Origin of the sequence: Chitinophaga rhizophila, assembly GCF_019492185.1 — a bacterium.
GTDB lineage: Bacteria > Bacteroidota > Bacteroidia > Chitinophagales > Chitinophagaceae > Chitinophaga > Chitinophaga rhizophila.
In genome coordinates, this window is record NZ_JAICCF010000001.1 from 1082687 (window position 1) to 1098547 (window position 15861).

Here is a 15861-nt window from a genome sequence, read left to right on the forward strand (position 1 = left end):
AATTTCTCCTTTCTTATTTGTCTAACTCACTACATGAAGTATGAATTTTAATTACGATTACATAGAATCCCTCATTATAGCTGATTTATTGAATCGCACCACTGCAGATGAAAAAGATCTGTTGAAGCAACTTATGGTTGAGCATCCTGAATTAGAGGTGGTTTACCGTGAGTGTAAAGAGGCCCTTTCAACGCCTGACGCACAAACAGCCCGTCAAAACGCGGCTAAATTTGATGCGTATACATTAGTTACACCTCAAATACGCCCAGGTCGAGGCTCCAATTTTAGGATGTACCTGGCTGCGGCAGTGTTGATTGCGGTATTGTGCTGTGTCTTTACGATTTTCAGAGAACGTAAGCAAAATGTGATTGTGCCCTCTGATCGTATGGTTCTCGTCACCAATGGAACTACGATTGACCTGGAAGGCGACACCGCTATTAAGTTAAACAATCTTTCCCTACATAACCATCAAAAGACACTATCCTATAACCCAGCGGGAATGAAAACTGGTGAGTCAGGCACGTTGAACGTGCCTGCTGGCAAATTTCAGAGTATCGTATTGTCAGACGGAACGAAGGTGATGTTGAATTCTGAAACCCGATTAGACTTTCCATTGATATTTGATGGTCCGAAAAGGGAGATTACGATTAAGGGGGAAGCCTATCTGGAAATAGCTAAAGATGCTACTAAACCCTTTGTAGTTCACCTGCCAAAGTCTACCGTCCAAGTACTAGGGACAGAATTTAATGTCAATACTTACGATGACGACGAGAAAATCTCCCTGATTTCCGGCAGTGTTCAGGCAAATACGAATGGTGAAAGTGTTATTTTGAAACCAGGTCAGCAAGCAATGGTTTCAGACTCGAGGAAAGTGAAAGTGGCACCATTCGACGTTGACAAAAGCGTCAGTTGGACAAAGGGCATTTACGCCTTTGAAAATGTTACATTACCGGAAGTAGCAAAAGTTATTAGTCGGTGGTACGGACTTCAAGTCGAAGTTTCTGCCAAGTACAAAGATGTTGTCTTCTTCGGCATTGTGGACAGAAGCCAACCAGTGGAAGAGTTTTTGAAGCGGGTTCAATTCATTAGGAAAATTGAATTTATACAAAAGGGCAACAAAATAATAATCCAATAATACCGGATTCAAACTTTAGTTTTCTCATGTACCCTTAACATGAACTAACACACGCCAATGTTTTTACATTGCCATTGCCGATGGCTGTAGACAACTTCCATCTATTCGTCCATTACTGTGTCTCCATAAGGGAGGACCGATACAGGTTTGTTAACTCTATTTGTTTTCTGACCATCTGCAATTTCTTTACAAATGGTGGCTGCGAATTGCAACCACCATTGGATTATTTAACCAAATGAGACTAATTCTAACAGTTAATAGTCGTAGCCGGGATTTTGGGTCAGATTGCGATTAAGCATAAGATCCTTATAAGGGATTGGCCACAGCAGGTCTTTTTCTTCCCAACGGAACTTGTTTTTTAGAACCTGGCTAGCGATCCCCCACCTCTTCAAATCGTACCACCGGTGCCCCCACTCTGCAAAGAATTCTATCCGCTTTTCATGACGTAATATGCCTCTTAGGGAGTTTTGGGAAATGTTTGTATATTTTTCTTTTATACGTGGTAAACCTGCCCGAAGCCTGATAGCATCTATATCTTGAATGGCTCCCTCTAAATTTCCCAGTTCAATCCTGGCTTCAGCACGGATAAAATATTGTTCTGCTAATCGTAATAACATATAAGACTCACGACGGCGAACACCGCTATTACCAGGCAGTTTATATTTGTATGGATAAAACATAATGTCACCATTATAATCCGAGGAATCCAGCCAGGCTGTTCTTCTCTTGTCCCCAAATTCAAAGTCATTCAACAAGCTATCTGTCAGTATAAAATTTGGAATTTTTGTATTAGGTGCGAAAACTGCCCCTTCAATTGTGTTTATAAAGTCATTATCAGAAATGAAATGAAGCAGTGACTCATCGTTATTGTTTGCTAAAAATACGTCCCTAATGTCCCTTTCTAATTCGGTACCTGACGTTTCAATTACCCGAGAGGCGTAAGATTCGGCCTGAGACCACTTTTTCTGGTATAGATAGCACTTGGCTAACATGGCTTCAGCCGCTCCCTGAGTGGCCCGGTATCTGCCTTCCGGGTAATTGGGAGGCAGCAATGTGTCTGCTTCAATGAAATCAGATATCATTTGCTTATAAATCTCTGAAACAGGTGTACGAGGCAAAACTTCCGACACATGTGGGTTCGTCACGAGCACCAGTGGCACATCGCTAAAAAGCTGAACCATGTTAAAATACTGAAATGCCCGGAAGAAAAGACATTCACCAAGAAACTGATTTCTGCGGGTGTCGGTTAGCTTGTTATTGTTTCTCAGATTTTCGATACAATTGTTTGCTAGGTAAATGGTGTGATACGGCTTGGCCCAAAAATACTCCCTCATCATATCGTTACCTGCGGTAATTTTACCAATGTTAAAATCCAATAGATCAGCTTCATTACGTGTATAGCGCAATTCATCCGACCAGATACCCGTAAAAACAGTGGTGGCACCTGAACTCATGTTCAAATCATTTGCCATAGAACCATACATGCCGATGACAGCCATATTAGCTAGGCTGTCATTGGAAAAGACTCTCTTCGTTGTCAATTCCGCGTTCTCTATAAAATGACAGGCTGGTAAAGCCATACAAAGGGTTATTGGATAGAGCAAGGTGCTCTTCCAGCAATTTAGTTTTCTCATGTCCTTAACATTAAATAATACGGCTATGCCTATTGATGTGTTTAGGCACAGCAGTGTACGCTATAAAAAATAGTTGATTGTCTTGACCGCTTTGGGGGAGTGATTGTGATACATGCGGCGGAAAGAGCAATTGTCCGATCATTCAGTTGCCTTTAGTTTGGAATGGTAACACTTACTATAAAAACTTTTTTTCCTTTTTAGAATCTCATGTCTTCCAAACATTTATTGGTTACGGTTCTTGGCCATTAGATCCTGGCAGAATTACTGATAATCAAATGCAGATAACCTTTGGACTTTCTCAATCGTCTATATACAAATACAGGAAAGAACATCATAAGTCTTCTGTAGCTGCATATTTTGACTCACCAGACAGGGCATGTTTCCTGGTCTAATCAGTTCACAAATATGCAACTGGTAGATTTATGTGTTCATATACCTTCATTAACTAAAAAAACAAGCCAGAAAGAAAAAAATGGTCATGTTCTGGAAATGATAAAGGCATGAAGATGATCAATAGGAATTAATATTAATTGCACAACAGTATGAAAATTGACTACTAACACCTTTGTGTTAGTTTATAGGCATTTTGCATCTTATTGGGAAATATATTTAAATTACGAGGGTCTACAGCCCAATTATTTTGATATATGACCCACGATGAACACCAGGTAATTAAAGAATTCCTTGGCATTCCTTCAAAGAGGGAAATGGCATTTTCGCTACTTTATCGCCTTCTTAAACCGCGATTATTTGCCCTTGCGTACCGGAAACTCAACGAGGACTTTCAAAGTGCAGAAGATGTCGTTCAGGATACCTTCTTTAAGTTCTGTTCAATGCAGGATTACCAGTCAATCGAAAAACTCGATAGCTGGCTTTTCAAAACGATGTTGAATTTGATCGAAAACAAGAGAGATAAACATAGACGTCGTAGCAAAGAACTGGACCTGATCATAAGGAATATGCAACATTCATATACTTACCAGGGTGATCTGGAACATAAGATTGATTTGTCCAAAGCTACTGCTAACCTGACTGCAACAGAAATGGCTTGCTTTGAGGTAATGTTTGTAGCCGGCCATAATTCCACCAGCGCTGCCGACATCTTACAGGTACATCGCACCACCTGCACCAGGAACCTAAACCAAGCTCTTGCGAAAATCCGGTGTTGGCTCTTTTAAGTTGTTGATTTATACTTTCTGAACTCAATATTAATCCCTATTTTACTAGCGCTTTTATCATTAACCATTAGAATTACAAATTGACCTTTTTATCTCGCTGCAATATGCATGGGAGATCTGGTTAATATTTGATTTTATGTTAGACAAACGTCGCTTTGCACAACTGGTTCAGAAACAGTGCTTCCACGAAACCTCACCGGCGGAAGACCTTGAAATTAAAACACTTCGTATAGGAAACCCCGAAGCTGAGGCTATTTTTAAGGCAGTCCACGACTATTATTTTCCTAATCTTAGCTACGCCTCCACTGACCCGCAAGTATCTGAGCAGGAAATTCAGACCATTCTTTCCAGAGTTACCCACGCAAAAAAAAGGCGACGAAACATCATATTGTTTCTGGTGATAACGGCAGTCTCTTTGGTTACTCTGGCTACTCTTTCCATACTTAAACTTATCTAGTTAAAGAAAACTTCTAAATTCTTTCGTTGACTTGCACGTTTTTTATGACTCACCGGTTCTCTACTAATAAGGGGGGAGTGATACCCTTTAACTAAACACTTTAAATAAACATTAAATAGTAATTATGAACTATTAGATAGTATGTACGTCACACTGTGGCTTGTATGCTATATATTAATTTTTTAATTTAGCGCCTACAAAAATATTAAAGGCTACACTTATAACCTGTCCGGACCCGGTCAAAAGATGGACACAGGATTATCAAGTGGAAGCCCGCGTTATGCGCGGGCTCTTCTTGTCCTGTCCGTCCTTGACCGGGTCCGGGGGCGAGTTGAGTACCGCGCCTTTTTTATGCTGTAGGGTTATAAAATCTATAACCATGAACAGAAATAAACGCGACATTCCAAGCGCCACCTCACAATTAACATCAGCTGATATTTCCGATTGTATTGTCGATATGCCGGGACAGCATATCACATAGCGCATAGGCCCCAAATAGGGCCTTCCCCAAATTGACCACAACAAGCTTTTGCAATCCCAACAACTCACGAAATGAAGACACCCAAACTCACAAGGACTGGATGGCTATTGCCACTCCTCATGTCCTGTAATACCCATAAGGATACGACACCGGCAGTAAACGCGCCTAAATGGACAAAAGACTACCTCAAAATTCCTGAAACGGCAGTGAATTACACTAAGTTTTCCGGCAGAGTAATCCCTGCACAATCAGTACAACTTAGCTTTCTGGTGCCGGGAAGAATCCACCGGCTTACTGTGAAAGAAGGCAGCAAGGTAAAAAAAGGCCAGCTGCTCATGACCCTGGAAATGTCTCCTTATAAGCTCCAATTAGATAAAGCCCGCTTACAGGTGACTAAACTGACTGAGGATTATCAACGGTCTACGCAGTTGCATAACCAGGGACATGAAACCGACGTTGCACATAAAACCGCAGAATTTGCCCTCCAGGTCGCAAATACAGATGCCGCCATGGCCGCCAAAAACCTTTCTGAAACTAATCTATATGCACCTATGGATGGGGTTATCAGTTCAATCCATCTTCAACCGGGAACCGTAATCGGCGCAGGTACGCCATGCCTTTCCATCGTTTCTAAGAATCTGGTAATTGAATTTACCATACCACAATCTCAGGTTCATGAAGTACGTACCGATATGGCCTGTTACTTCCTTATACCACAGGTTCATGAAATGGAACTTACACGCATTGAAACGGTAGCCCCTGTGCCAGATCCATCGACAGGTTGCTACACGGGCAAAATACCAATCCGGTATCGCAATAATATTTCCGTTGGTATGATGGCTGAAGTTGGCATCCATGGCCCTGCAACCGCAAAGGTCTTCAAAATACCAACCGCCGCTATCTCCTACAACGAAGGCGCGGAAACAGGAATTAAGATCGTGGAGAACGGCACCATTCAATTTTTACCTGTTTCAGTCCGGGAAACCGTCGGAGATTCTGCGATAGTAACGCTCAGTGAAGACAAGCCGAAAGGCCAACCCTACATCAATCAAGGACAGTTTAACCTTAGCGTAGGACAAAAAGTATTCTAACCTCATAAATGATCAATGTCTCTTCTTCATTACATAGTAACGCGCAAAAAAATAGTCGCCATATTTTCAATATTGCTGATGCTCTGCGGTATGGTCGCATTTTACCAGTTGCCAAGGGCTGCTGATCCGCCTTTGGTCATTCGGCAAGCACTATTAATGACTCCCTACCCTGGTGCAAATGCATACCAGGTTGAAAAAGAGGTCACCGCGCCGATAGAAAAGCTATTGTCACAATTTGAAGAGGTCAAAATGAAAAAGACCACTTCAATATCTCAACCAGGGATGAGTTTCATAACCATTACCCTGCATGATAAGATTAAAGAACCGGATGTATTTTGGAATAAACTCCGTTTACAATTAGCCACCTTTAAAAATCAACTTCCGCTGAATGCCAGGGAGTCCATGCTCAATACTGATTTTTCAACCGTTGTCAGCACACTCATTAGTATATCATCTGAAACCAAAACAATTGATGAACTTCAGTCGGTTGCTGATAAACTGGAAAATCAATTGAGGAAAATTCCCCAGGCATGGCAAATCAAGCAATATGGTCGTCAGCAAAAGGAGCTATTGATTCACCTGGACCCGGAAAAACTTCGTCAATATCGCCTGTCGCTTTCCCATGTAGCGGCTATCATCCAGTCACAAAACATACTTCTCCATTCCGGTACATTTACAACAAACCAATTGAATATTCCATTTTCGGCTGATGGCAGATTTGTTGGCAAGAGCTTCGTGGAGGAAATATTAATTTTTAACGGGAATGATCATGCCGTCCGTCTACGTGATATCGCAGATATCAATTTTCAGTATGTAGAACATCAACCTACCATTGAATCAAAAGGAAAATCTTGTATTGTTTTGGCAGTTGCCATGCAGCATGGGTATAATACACTAAATTTTGGAAGACAAATAGACCGTTCCTTAAGTGATATCAAGGCAATTGTTTCAGAAGATATATCCATAGAAAAGGTAATTGATGAACCTGCATTTGTTGCAGATACAGTTAATCAGTTCTCTGTGGAACTCACCATTGCAATGATTACTGTATTTGCAATACTGGCTTTCCTGCTTCCTTTTCGCATTGCCGTATTAGCGGCATTATCCGCCCCGTTTTCCATATTACTCTCTCTGGCAGCTATGCGGTGCATCGGCATAACTATCAACCAGGTATCCCTGGCTGCCATAATGATTGTGTTTGGTGCCTTGACGGATGATGCAATTGTAATTGCAGACGCGTATACAGAAAGGCTTTCAAAAGGAAATACACCATACCAGGCAGTGATCCACGCCACGCGAAAATTCTTCATATCCATCGCTATTGCAACTGCTTGTATCATTGTCACTTTCCTTCCGATGCACTTTATCTTAGATGGATTGGCTGGGCAGCTATTACAACCTTTGGCACCGACCATTGCTATAGCATTAACAAGTTCATTGATTGTGTCAATAACGGTAATGCCGCTTCTTTTGCAGTTGGTAATGCCAGTATTACCCACCTATAAAAGGCAAACAAGACGAACAGCACTGGTGGAATCTTTGCACAGGAATTATCAGGAAACGCTGGGCAAATTAAACCGCCATTGGGTAATGGCACTTGCAGGAGCCTACAGTTTGGTGGCTCTCGCCTTATATTTTCTGGCGACAGGGCCTCTTGAAATGTTCCCTGATGCTGATACCAAACAGTTCACAATAGAGGTTGATTTGCGGCCAGGGACGGCTTCGGAAAAGGTTTCAAAAACTACTAGGGATATCGACAGTATACTTCACAAACAAAATGGCATCATTCGGACACTCGTTTTTAACGGAACGGTCGCTCCAAGGTTTCACGCAACGTATGCGCCCCCAATGCCTGCGAGTCACCGTGCGCAAATTCTTGTAATGACTACTGGCAAATCCGCTACCAAGAAGCTTATAGTCTCTCTTCAGCATCAACTAGATAAGGTCGACATTAATGCCAGGATTCGTATCAGGCCATTAAGCTATAATCAAACGGCAGCGCCCATTGAAGTACGTGTACTAGGAGAAGACTTAGCAAGCATGACAAAACAAGCCTCAGAGGTTGAAAGATTTATGTCTAGTACTAGCGGAATTAGAAGTACGTCTATTTTAGGTAGCGATAAAGTTTTGCAGGCTACCGTTCTTGTGGATAAGCCAACGGCATCACTCAAAGGAATCTCAAATGCGACACTATCACAATACTTAGTGGCTAATATCGAAGGAATACCAGTTTCTGATATAACATTCAACGACAACCATTACCCCTTGATCTTAAAAACAAGTATAAATCCTAACCTTTACCAGTCCATGATGGAAATGTATATTCCGGCAGTCAGTGGAAGTTTCATTCCGTTGACCGACTTTGCCAGCATAAAAATGAGTTGGCTACCATTCAATATTCCACATATTGCGGGAAATCGAACCTTTACGGTAAGCGGGGATCTTACCAAAGAAAGAACGGCCCTTGATATAACTTATGAGTTATACAAAAAGCTGAGCTTATCGAACGCGGCAATGAGCAATTATGAGGTTGCCGGAGCCTGGCAGGATGTCAATGAGAACCTGCCCGGTTTGTTAACATCCTTTGCTATTACTGCATTACTTATATTCCTGATCGTATTTCCGTTGTTTGGAAGTATTCGTAAAACCGCCGCCGTTGCATGTAGTTTCCCGTTTATACTGGTGGGTGTTGCCATAGGTCTGAGAATCACCAGCGCCCCCCTTGGATTTATGGCTATAATGGGAACAATCGCGGTGTTAGGTATTGCGATAAGAAATGCGATTATCCTTTTGGAAGAAATTGGCAACCTTGAGTCCTTCAACTATCAATTGCCAGAGGCGACGCTCAAAGCAACCATTCACAGAGCACGACCTATTATCTTAACATGCCTTTCAGCTGCATTGGCATTGCTGCCGATGGCATTTAGCGGAATGGCATTATGGGGACCGTTCGCAGCGTCCCTTTGCTTTGGCCTGTTGGCTTACACGATGTTCACCTTGACTGTGTTTCCCGTGTTGTTGATCCGCGTTTCAGCCCTTCGTCTTAAGAAACGAAAATTACTACTGTCGACTGTAACAATGTTGATCTTATGTTTGAGCGCGAATGGTCAAAAGATCTTAACGTTAGAAGATTGTCGTAGCCGAGCCTTGCTATACAGCTATAAACATGTCGCAGCCGTAAATTCTCTGCGGATGTCCCAAGCAAACACCAGTCTTCTACGCCATAATTATCGACCAGTTGTCGAGGCAAATCTTACCGGTTATGGAATTGATAACCATATTGGTAAAATCTTGCCATCTCAGGGGCTATTTACCAGTGTGCAACTGGTACAACCACTTCTTTTGCCAACGCAACAAAACATAATGAGGGAGGCAAGGCTAAAGCAAGAGCTTTCACAAACAGCCGTTAACCTGACAGCATCCACAGTTCTTCAGACTGCGGAGCAACTTTATTTTGAATTAATTGCATTGTCTGAAAAGAAACAGGCGATAAAGCAAACACAAAAATATATGCACGAACTCGTTACCCAGGCGCTTCACTTCCGCGACTTGGGTATGATCAGCGCCAATGCCGTTAAAGAACTCGAGATTCAAGTAGCCAGGATACAACTCGACAGCTTGCATACTGCGGGTACGTGTTCCCATTTGCGCCAATCCCTGTCTAGGATGCTTGATGATAATGACTGGGAGATCGCAGATTCCTCCTTTGACAAATTACTAAGAGACCAGCCCATGCCACAGGAAACCAACCCTGTGAAGTTTCCAGCAATAAAGCCTTTTGATTTACAGGTGGAAATTGAGAAAAATAACTACCGTTTACTCCGAAAATATCATAGTCCAACAGTTGCCTTTGTAGCGAACGGGTATGTAAGTCAAATAGCAGGGCAAAACGCACTATTTACCGATCAACGTTGGCTTGGATATTTGGCGGGTATACGGCTTAGTATTCCGGTTTCAGACTTTGGCCGAATCACTTACCGCAAATATTTGCAAAGCTTAAGACTACGTGGAGCGGCAATAGAAAGAAAAATCCAGGCTGACAACTTGCAGGAACAATATAATCAATTGCAAATTCAGATCAGGGAGGCCCAGGCGCAACTTCATCTCAATGAGCAATTGGCGAATCTATCATTTGAGCAGTTATGTTCAGCGAAGGATATGCAAAAGGCAGGTGTTTTTAACGAGCAAACTGTCCTTTTCGCGGTGCAAAACCTCATACAAGCAAAATCCAATATTGCAGATAGTAAAAGGGATCTCTGTATTCTTCAATCACAATTGCGTTACCTGACTGAATGACTCATGCAATGATATACCGCGAGGAAAGACACCCAGTAATCCTCAATAAAAGGTCTTCTGACCAGTGCTTTTGGTTTGAAGAAAACTGGTAAAGGTCGCAGTCTGACTACCGAAAAAGGGCTTATAATCCTGATTGTCTTACCACGAAAACTCAATTACGATAATGGTAAAACTACTGAACCTGCTGAGTGGCTTACGCCATAAGCTGACAAGGTTATTCAAAGATCCACGGGCTACTGATGCGCACACGAAAAGCAGTGCTCTAACTGACCTGGCGAAATTTGATGATGCAATGATAGAATCAGTTTGCAGGAATTTTAAGCATATTGGACGCGGTGTGAAGATATCGACACACGATGAAGCACGGATCAATGATTTTTTCTCCGATGCTTACCTGCGCACCTTTAAAAAAGCTGTGAAAACAGTCTCTGAGGTACCAAACCCGGAATACGGCATTGGACCTGAAGAGCAGGCACGAAAAAAAGGCGCAGCTTTGCTGGAATCTGTGATAGCATCAACAGAAATGACAATGCACGAAGCGAAAAGACGTTTTTTGTCCAATATTGCATCGGCCTATGAGCATGTTTTATTTAATCGAGCCTGGCTACAAGAACATGCCGGCGGCGATTCCAAACCGGAAAAGCAAATCATCACGCTTCCCACTCATTTTGCTACTCCCGACGCCATGCTTCAAACTTATGAATCACTGAATATCCAGGTACTTCAATTTTGGCAGGAAGGAATGAATACAAAAATCATAGGCAATAATCCAATTTTTCAACATCTCAACGCCTGCATTCATCTTTTACTGATTGCCTATGCTAGTCTAAATAGCACTTACGCATTCCACGCAATGGAGTTCGCAGACGAAATTCAATTTGAGTATTCCTTTAAAACGGCGGCCGGAAAAGATCTATCTCTGTATATCAGCAGTGCCGAACAAATGGATGACGAGGATTTCGTGCGTGATGCCTTCGACATCATAGGAAGGTATGCTTCCTTATGTTCAGGCGGATTGAAAATCAAATTGGCGGACAGCCATGCCGTCATCACCATAAACCTTGCAAAAGAGAAATTCTTTGCGGACGTTAAAATCAGCACCATAAAACTTTAGAAGACTTCATACATCGGCGTTTTTTGATTGCATTCATAAATACCCACGCATTTTGACGGAAATACTCCTTTAATGCGTGAAAAATTCTTGATTTTTTGATGACGTGAATAACAAATCGCGGGTTTCTATTCGCGATTTTCTTATGAGTATACAGTTGATTTTCAGCATTTTCCTAATTGCGGATATCTAGTTTTAGTAAAATGCTAAAAATATTAGTAACGTTGTAGTGAGAAAACAACGATATCCGTACCCATGATATTTATGCGCATAAGGCATCACGGGTCTTTTTAGATCACGATGTAAAAGGGAAGGTTATGGAAACGTGCATTGTTCACTTTGACATGGACACATTTTTTGTGTCCGTGGAGCAAAGAGCTGATACAAGCCTGAAGGGCAAACCTGTATTGATTGGCGGTTATTCTGACCGCGCCGTCGTAGCGTCTTGTTCATATGAAGCGAGACAATACGGCATCCGCAGTGGTATGTCTATGAAGATGGCATTGGCGCTCTGTAAGGATGCCATAGTTCGAAGGGGGGACATGGACTTATATTCAAAAGTTTCGGACGAGATTACTGATATCCTGAGGGAATCAGCGCCGGTAACAGAAAAATCCTCGATAGACGAATTCTATCTGGACATATCTGGCATGGACCGTTTTTTAGGTGCTCAAAAATGGGCACAGGAACTAAGGAAACGTATTATTAAACACACACATTTACCGATGTCCAGCGGACTATCGGTGAATAAAACTGTGTCCAAGATCGCCACCGGCAAGGCCAAGCCCAATAATGAAATTATGGTTTCATCAGGCACGGAAAGAAATTTCCTGGCGCCGCTTCCTGTTCGTAAAATTCCTGGAGTTGGTGAGCAGACTTCCGAACAGTTGGGCCTTTTGGGTGTCAAAACGATCAAGCAAGTCCAGGACCTGAGCGTCAACCAAATGGAAGCCGTCCTGCAAAAGAATGGAAGGACCATCTGGGAGAAAGCGAATGGAATAGATGATTCTCCGGTTGTACCTTATAGTGAGCAAAAATCCATGAGCCGCGAAGAAACCTTTGAACAAGATACCATGGACCTGGTCTTACTACGGAAAACTATACTAAAGATGGTGGGAGAATTAGCCTTTGACTTACGACAATTGAACCGGTTGGCGTCCACGGTTACCGTCAAGATCAGGTATTCAAACTGGGACACGGAATCCAAACAAGGCAAAATCGTTTACAGCTCAATTGATGATGTAATTGGGACAAAAGCACTGGAATTATTTCATAAGCTTTATGAACGGCGAATGATGATCAGGCTGATCGGCGTAAAATTAAACGGGTTCGTCAATGGCAATTACCAGATAGATCTTTTTGGAGATACACAGACCAATCTTAAGCTCTACCAGGCGCTGGATGGCATCAAAAAGCGCTATGGTGCGGATGCCATTACAAAGGCGATTATTCGCTAAAAACATACTGACACTAACTACCTATGCATGTACCTGAATGAACAATGATTGAAACGAGATTGATGACATGCTAATTAACGTACACTCTGCCTTTTCATTGCAATACGGGACAATTCCCGTCGAGCATCTAATCAATACGCTGATCCAAAATGGTCACGATACGGCCGTCCTGACTGACATAAACAATAGTACCGGCGTGCTTGAATTTATAAGAGAGGCAAAAGCCAAAAAATTCAACGGCCTTGGTGGCGTTGAATTCAGGAACGGCAACGAACTAAAGTTTATCGGAATTGCCAAAAACACAAAAGGATTCCAGGAACTCAATGAATTTCTGACGCTGCACAGCGAACAAAACCGACCCTTTCAGTCAGTGGCACCTGAGTGGAATCATGTTTTTGTCATTTATCCATTTTCTAAAGACATTCCTGTAACGCTAAGAGATTTCGAATATATTGGCATAAAAGCATCTCAGCTCACGCAGCTTTACGGCAAAGACCGCAGCTTCCTGGAAAGGCTGGTTATGTGGCATCCGGTCACTATCGCCTCAAGAAATGATTACGAGTTCCACCAGCAGTTGCGGGCCATCTGTTTCAATACCCTACTGTCACACCTGGAACCGAACCAGATAGCTGCGCCGGATGAAACGCCGCTACCGCCGGAGGTATTAATCAGCCAGTTTCGCCACCATAGCCGCATCATTACCAATACGACCCAATTGCTGGAAAAATGTTCGTTTGACTTTGATTTCGATAGCTGTAAAAATAAAAAGACCTACACCGGCTCTGTTTACGAGGACAGGTTACTCCTGGAGAAATTGGCTCACGAAGGTTGCCGACAACGCTACGGCAATAACCCGGAAGCGTTACGCCGGGTGAAACATGAACTGGAGATAATCGACAGGTTAGGATTCTCTGCTTACTTTCTCATTACATGGGATACCATCGTTTATGCGACCTGGCGGGGTATGTACCATGTTGGTCGTGGTAGTGGCGCCAATAGCATCGTCGCGTATTGCCTTCGCATTACCAATGTCTGTCCTATGCAGCTGGATCTTTACTTTGAACGCTTTTTAAATCCTAAGAGAAAAGCACCACCTGACTTTGATATTGATTTTTCGTGGAAAGACCGCGATGAAGTAACCAATTACCTCTTTGGCAAATGGAGAAAAGAACACACGGCAATGATCGGTACAACGATCACCTTCCAGCATAAGTCCATTGTCAGAGAGCTAGGCAAGGTATACGGCCTTCCGGAGCAAGAAATTAAGATGATTTCTCACTATCCGGATCGCATCCCCAAAGACAACCGGATTGCACAAAAGATTTTAGCTGCCAGGAACCGCTATAAGGAATTTCCTAACTCCCGTAGTATCCATGCAGGCGGCATTCTGATTTCAGAAGAACCGATCACTGCCTATTGTGCCTTGGACATGCCTCCCAAAGGATTAAGGACGACACAGTTTGACATGTACACAGCCGAAAATATAGGTTTTGAGAAATTGGATATCCTTTCTCAAAGAGGTATAGGGCATATAAACGAAGCGGTTCAGATCATTCAATCCAACCATGGTGTGACCTTGGATGTACATGACATAGAGTCGCTAAAGCGTGATCCAAAGGTCAACGCGCAATTGAAAACCGCCGATACTATTGGTTGCTTTTATATTGAAAGTCCAGCAATGCGTGGCGTTTTAAGTAAGCTTGAATGTGATAACTACCTAACCCTTGTAGCGGCAAGTTCCATTATCCGACCCGGCGTTGGATCAAGCGGCATGATGGATGAATATATCAAAAGGCATAGAACACCTGATAGCACCCAATATCTACATCCGGTAATGAAGGATCATCTTTCTGAAACTTATGGGGTCATGATCTACCAGGAAGATGTGCTCAAAATCGGGCACCACTATGGTGGCCTTGATCTGGCGGAAGCGGATGTACTTAGAAGACTGATGTCCGGTAAGAACCGTGGCGCGCACCACTTGCCGGAAATAAAAGGCAAGTTTTTTGACTACGCAAGGCAGAAATGGGGTGATATGCATGTGACCCAGGAAATCTGGAGGCAAATTGAATCCTTTGCCGGGTATTCATTTTCCAAGGCTCATTCCGCAGCCTTTGCTGTTGAATCCTATCAGAGCCTTGTTTTAAAAACATATTATCCCAGGGAGTTCATGGTGGCTGTGATTAACAACAAAGGTGGCTTTTATAGCACCTGGGTATACATTACAGAAGCACAAAAGACGGGCGCCTGTGTTCATCTACCCTGTGTAAACAACGGCCGCTATGAAACTTCGATTCGTGATAATGACATTTATCTGGGCCTCGACCTGATAGACAGTCTAAAGGAAGAAACTGTAGAGGTAATTTTAAGAAGCCGTCATCATCAGGGAGCTTTTACCGGCTTGGAAGATTTTCTAAACAGAACTCAAATTAGCATTGAACAGGCCACCTTGCTCGTCCGTGCCGGCGCGTTAAGATTTACCAACCTGGATAAGAAAGCATTGCTTTGGCATTTGAATATATTATTGGCTGGCAAACGAACGGGCAAGAAAAAGCCTTCGGACAACCAGCCACTGTTCAGAGCGGCTGTAGAACAATCTATTACCTTACCCAACTTTGAAATAATGCCCGAGGAGCATTTTTACGACGAAAAGGAGATTTTTGGCTTCTCATTTTCTGTTTCTCCGTTTGATATGCTGGTGGCTAAAACCAGGTGCCCGATCGTAGCCAAAACACTTTCTCAGTATATCGGGCAGACGATTCGCATTATGGGAAAGTTGGTTACTACGAAAGGTTCGGAAACAGTAAGAGAGGAATTAATGGCATTTGGCACATTCTACGACATGAATGAAGACTTTTTTGATACCGTTCATTTCCCGCAGGCTTTTAGACAAAACCCATTCCGCGGCGAGGGGGTATATTTGATCTTAGGTAAGGTCACCCTTTCTTTCGGATTCCCAAGTATTATCGTTGATAGAATGGAACTGTTACCTATCCGGCCAGATCCAAGGTTTTCTTAGAT

At 42.7% G+C, this 15861-nt stretch carries 9 protein-coding genes; 8 read left to right on the forward strand and 1 reads right to left on the reverse strand.

Annotated features, from left to right (window positions below; all coding sequences use genetic code 11):
* Window positions 1-40 precede the first annotated feature (40 nt).
* Window positions 41-1135 (forward strand): FecR family protein, encoded by a 1095-nt coding sequence (locus K1Y79_RS03940; RefSeq protein WP_220248696.1) that lies wholly within the window; start codon window positions 41-43, stop codon window positions 1133-1135.
* 254 nt (window positions 1136-1389) lie between these two features.
* On the opposite strand, the gene K1Y79_RS03945 is transcribed toward K1Y79_RS03940, so the two are convergent.
* On the reverse strand, window positions 1390-2769 hold the full coding sequence (locus K1Y79_RS03945; RefSeq protein ID WP_220248697.1) for a RagB/SusD family nutrient uptake outer membrane protein: 1380 nt from the start codon (window positions 2767-2769) through the stop codon (window positions 1390-1392).
* Window positions 2770-3416: 647 nt separating this feature from the next.
* On the opposite strand from K1Y79_RS03945, the gene K1Y79_RS03950 reads away from it, so the two are divergent.
* From K1Y79_RS03950 to dnaE, 7 genes are all read left to right on the forward strand, one after another.
* Window positions 3417-3947 (forward strand): RNA polymerase sigma factor, encoded by a 531-nt coding sequence (locus K1Y79_RS03950; RefSeq protein WP_220248698.1) that lies wholly within the window; start codon window positions 3417-3419, stop codon window positions 3945-3947.
* Window positions 3948-4083: 136 nt separating this feature from the next.
* The gene (locus K1Y79_RS03955) at window positions 4084-4404 is read left to right on the forward strand and encodes a hypothetical protein (protein ID WP_220248699.1); all 321 of its coding nucleotides are present in this window, start codon (window positions 4084-4086) and stop codon (window positions 4402-4404) included.
* A 552-nt stretch (window positions 4405-4956) separates the two neighbouring features.
* Window positions 4957-5976: an efflux RND transporter periplasmic adaptor subunit gene (locus K1Y79_RS03960; protein WP_220248700.1), complete on the forward strand. Its 1020-nt coding sequence runs from the start codon at window positions 4957-4959 to the stop codon at window positions 5974-5976.
* Window positions 5977-5991: 15 nt separating this feature from the next.
* The gene (locus K1Y79_RS03965) at window positions 5992-10272 is read left to right on the forward strand and encodes an efflux RND transporter permease subunit (RefSeq protein WP_220248701.1); all 4281 of its coding nucleotides are present in this window, start codon (window positions 5992-5994) and stop codon (window positions 10270-10272) included.
* Window positions 10273-10435: 163 nt separating this feature from the next.
* Complete coding sequence (locus K1Y79_RS03970) at window positions 10436-11386, forward strand: hypothetical protein (RefSeq protein ID WP_220248702.1); 951 nt, start codon at window positions 10436-10438, stop codon at window positions 11384-11386.
* Window positions 11387-11700: 314 nt separating this feature from the next.
* The gene (dinB, locus tag K1Y79_RS03975) at window positions 11701-12840 is read left to right on the forward strand and encodes a DNA polymerase IV (protein WP_220248703.1); all 1140 of its coding nucleotides are present in this window, start codon (window positions 11701-11703) and stop codon (window positions 12838-12840) included.
* A gap of 67 nt (window positions 12841-12907) precedes the next feature.
* Window positions 12908-15859, forward strand: a complete 2952-nt coding sequence (dnaE, locus tag K1Y79_RS03980; RefSeq protein ID WP_220248704.1) for a DNA polymerase III subunit alpha — start codon at window positions 12908-12910, stop codon at window positions 15857-15859.
* The last annotated feature ends 2 nt before the right edge of the window (window positions 15860-15861 follow it).

Bases quoted from the DNA above. Each gene is read 5' to 3' on its own strand.
- K1Y79_RS03940 (WP_220248696.1), top strand. From the start codon at position 41: ATGAATTTTAATTACGATTACATAGAATCCCTCATTATAGCTGATTTA.
- K1Y79_RS03945 (WP_220248697.1), bottom strand. From the start codon at position 2,769: ATGAGAAAACTAAATTGCTGGAAGAGCACCTTGCTCTATCCAATAACC.
- K1Y79_RS03950 (WP_220248698.1), top strand. From the start codon at position 3,417: ATGACCCACGATGAACACCAGGTAATTAAAGAATTCCTTGGCATTCCT.
- K1Y79_RS03955 (WP_220248699.1), top strand. From the start codon at position 4,084: ATGTTAGACAAACGTCGCTTTGCACAACTGGTTCAGAAACAGTGCTTC.
- K1Y79_RS03960 (WP_220248700.1), top strand. From the start codon at position 4,957: ATGAAGACACCCAAACTCACAAGGACTGGATGGCTATTGCCACTCCTC.
- K1Y79_RS03965 (WP_220248701.1), top strand. From the start codon at position 5,992: ATGTCTCTTCTTCATTACATAGTAACGCGCAAAAAAATAGTCGCCATA.
- K1Y79_RS03970 (WP_220248702.1), top strand. From the start codon at position 10,436: ATGGTAAAACTACTGAACCTGCTGAGTGGCTTACGCCATAAGCTGACA.
- dinB (WP_220248703.1), top strand. From the start codon at position 11,701: ATGGAAACGTGCATTGTTCACTTTGACATGGACACATTTTTTGTGTCC.
- dnaE (WP_220248704.1), top strand. From the start codon at position 12,908: ATGCTAATTAACGTACACTCTGCCTTTTCATTGCAATACGGGACAATT.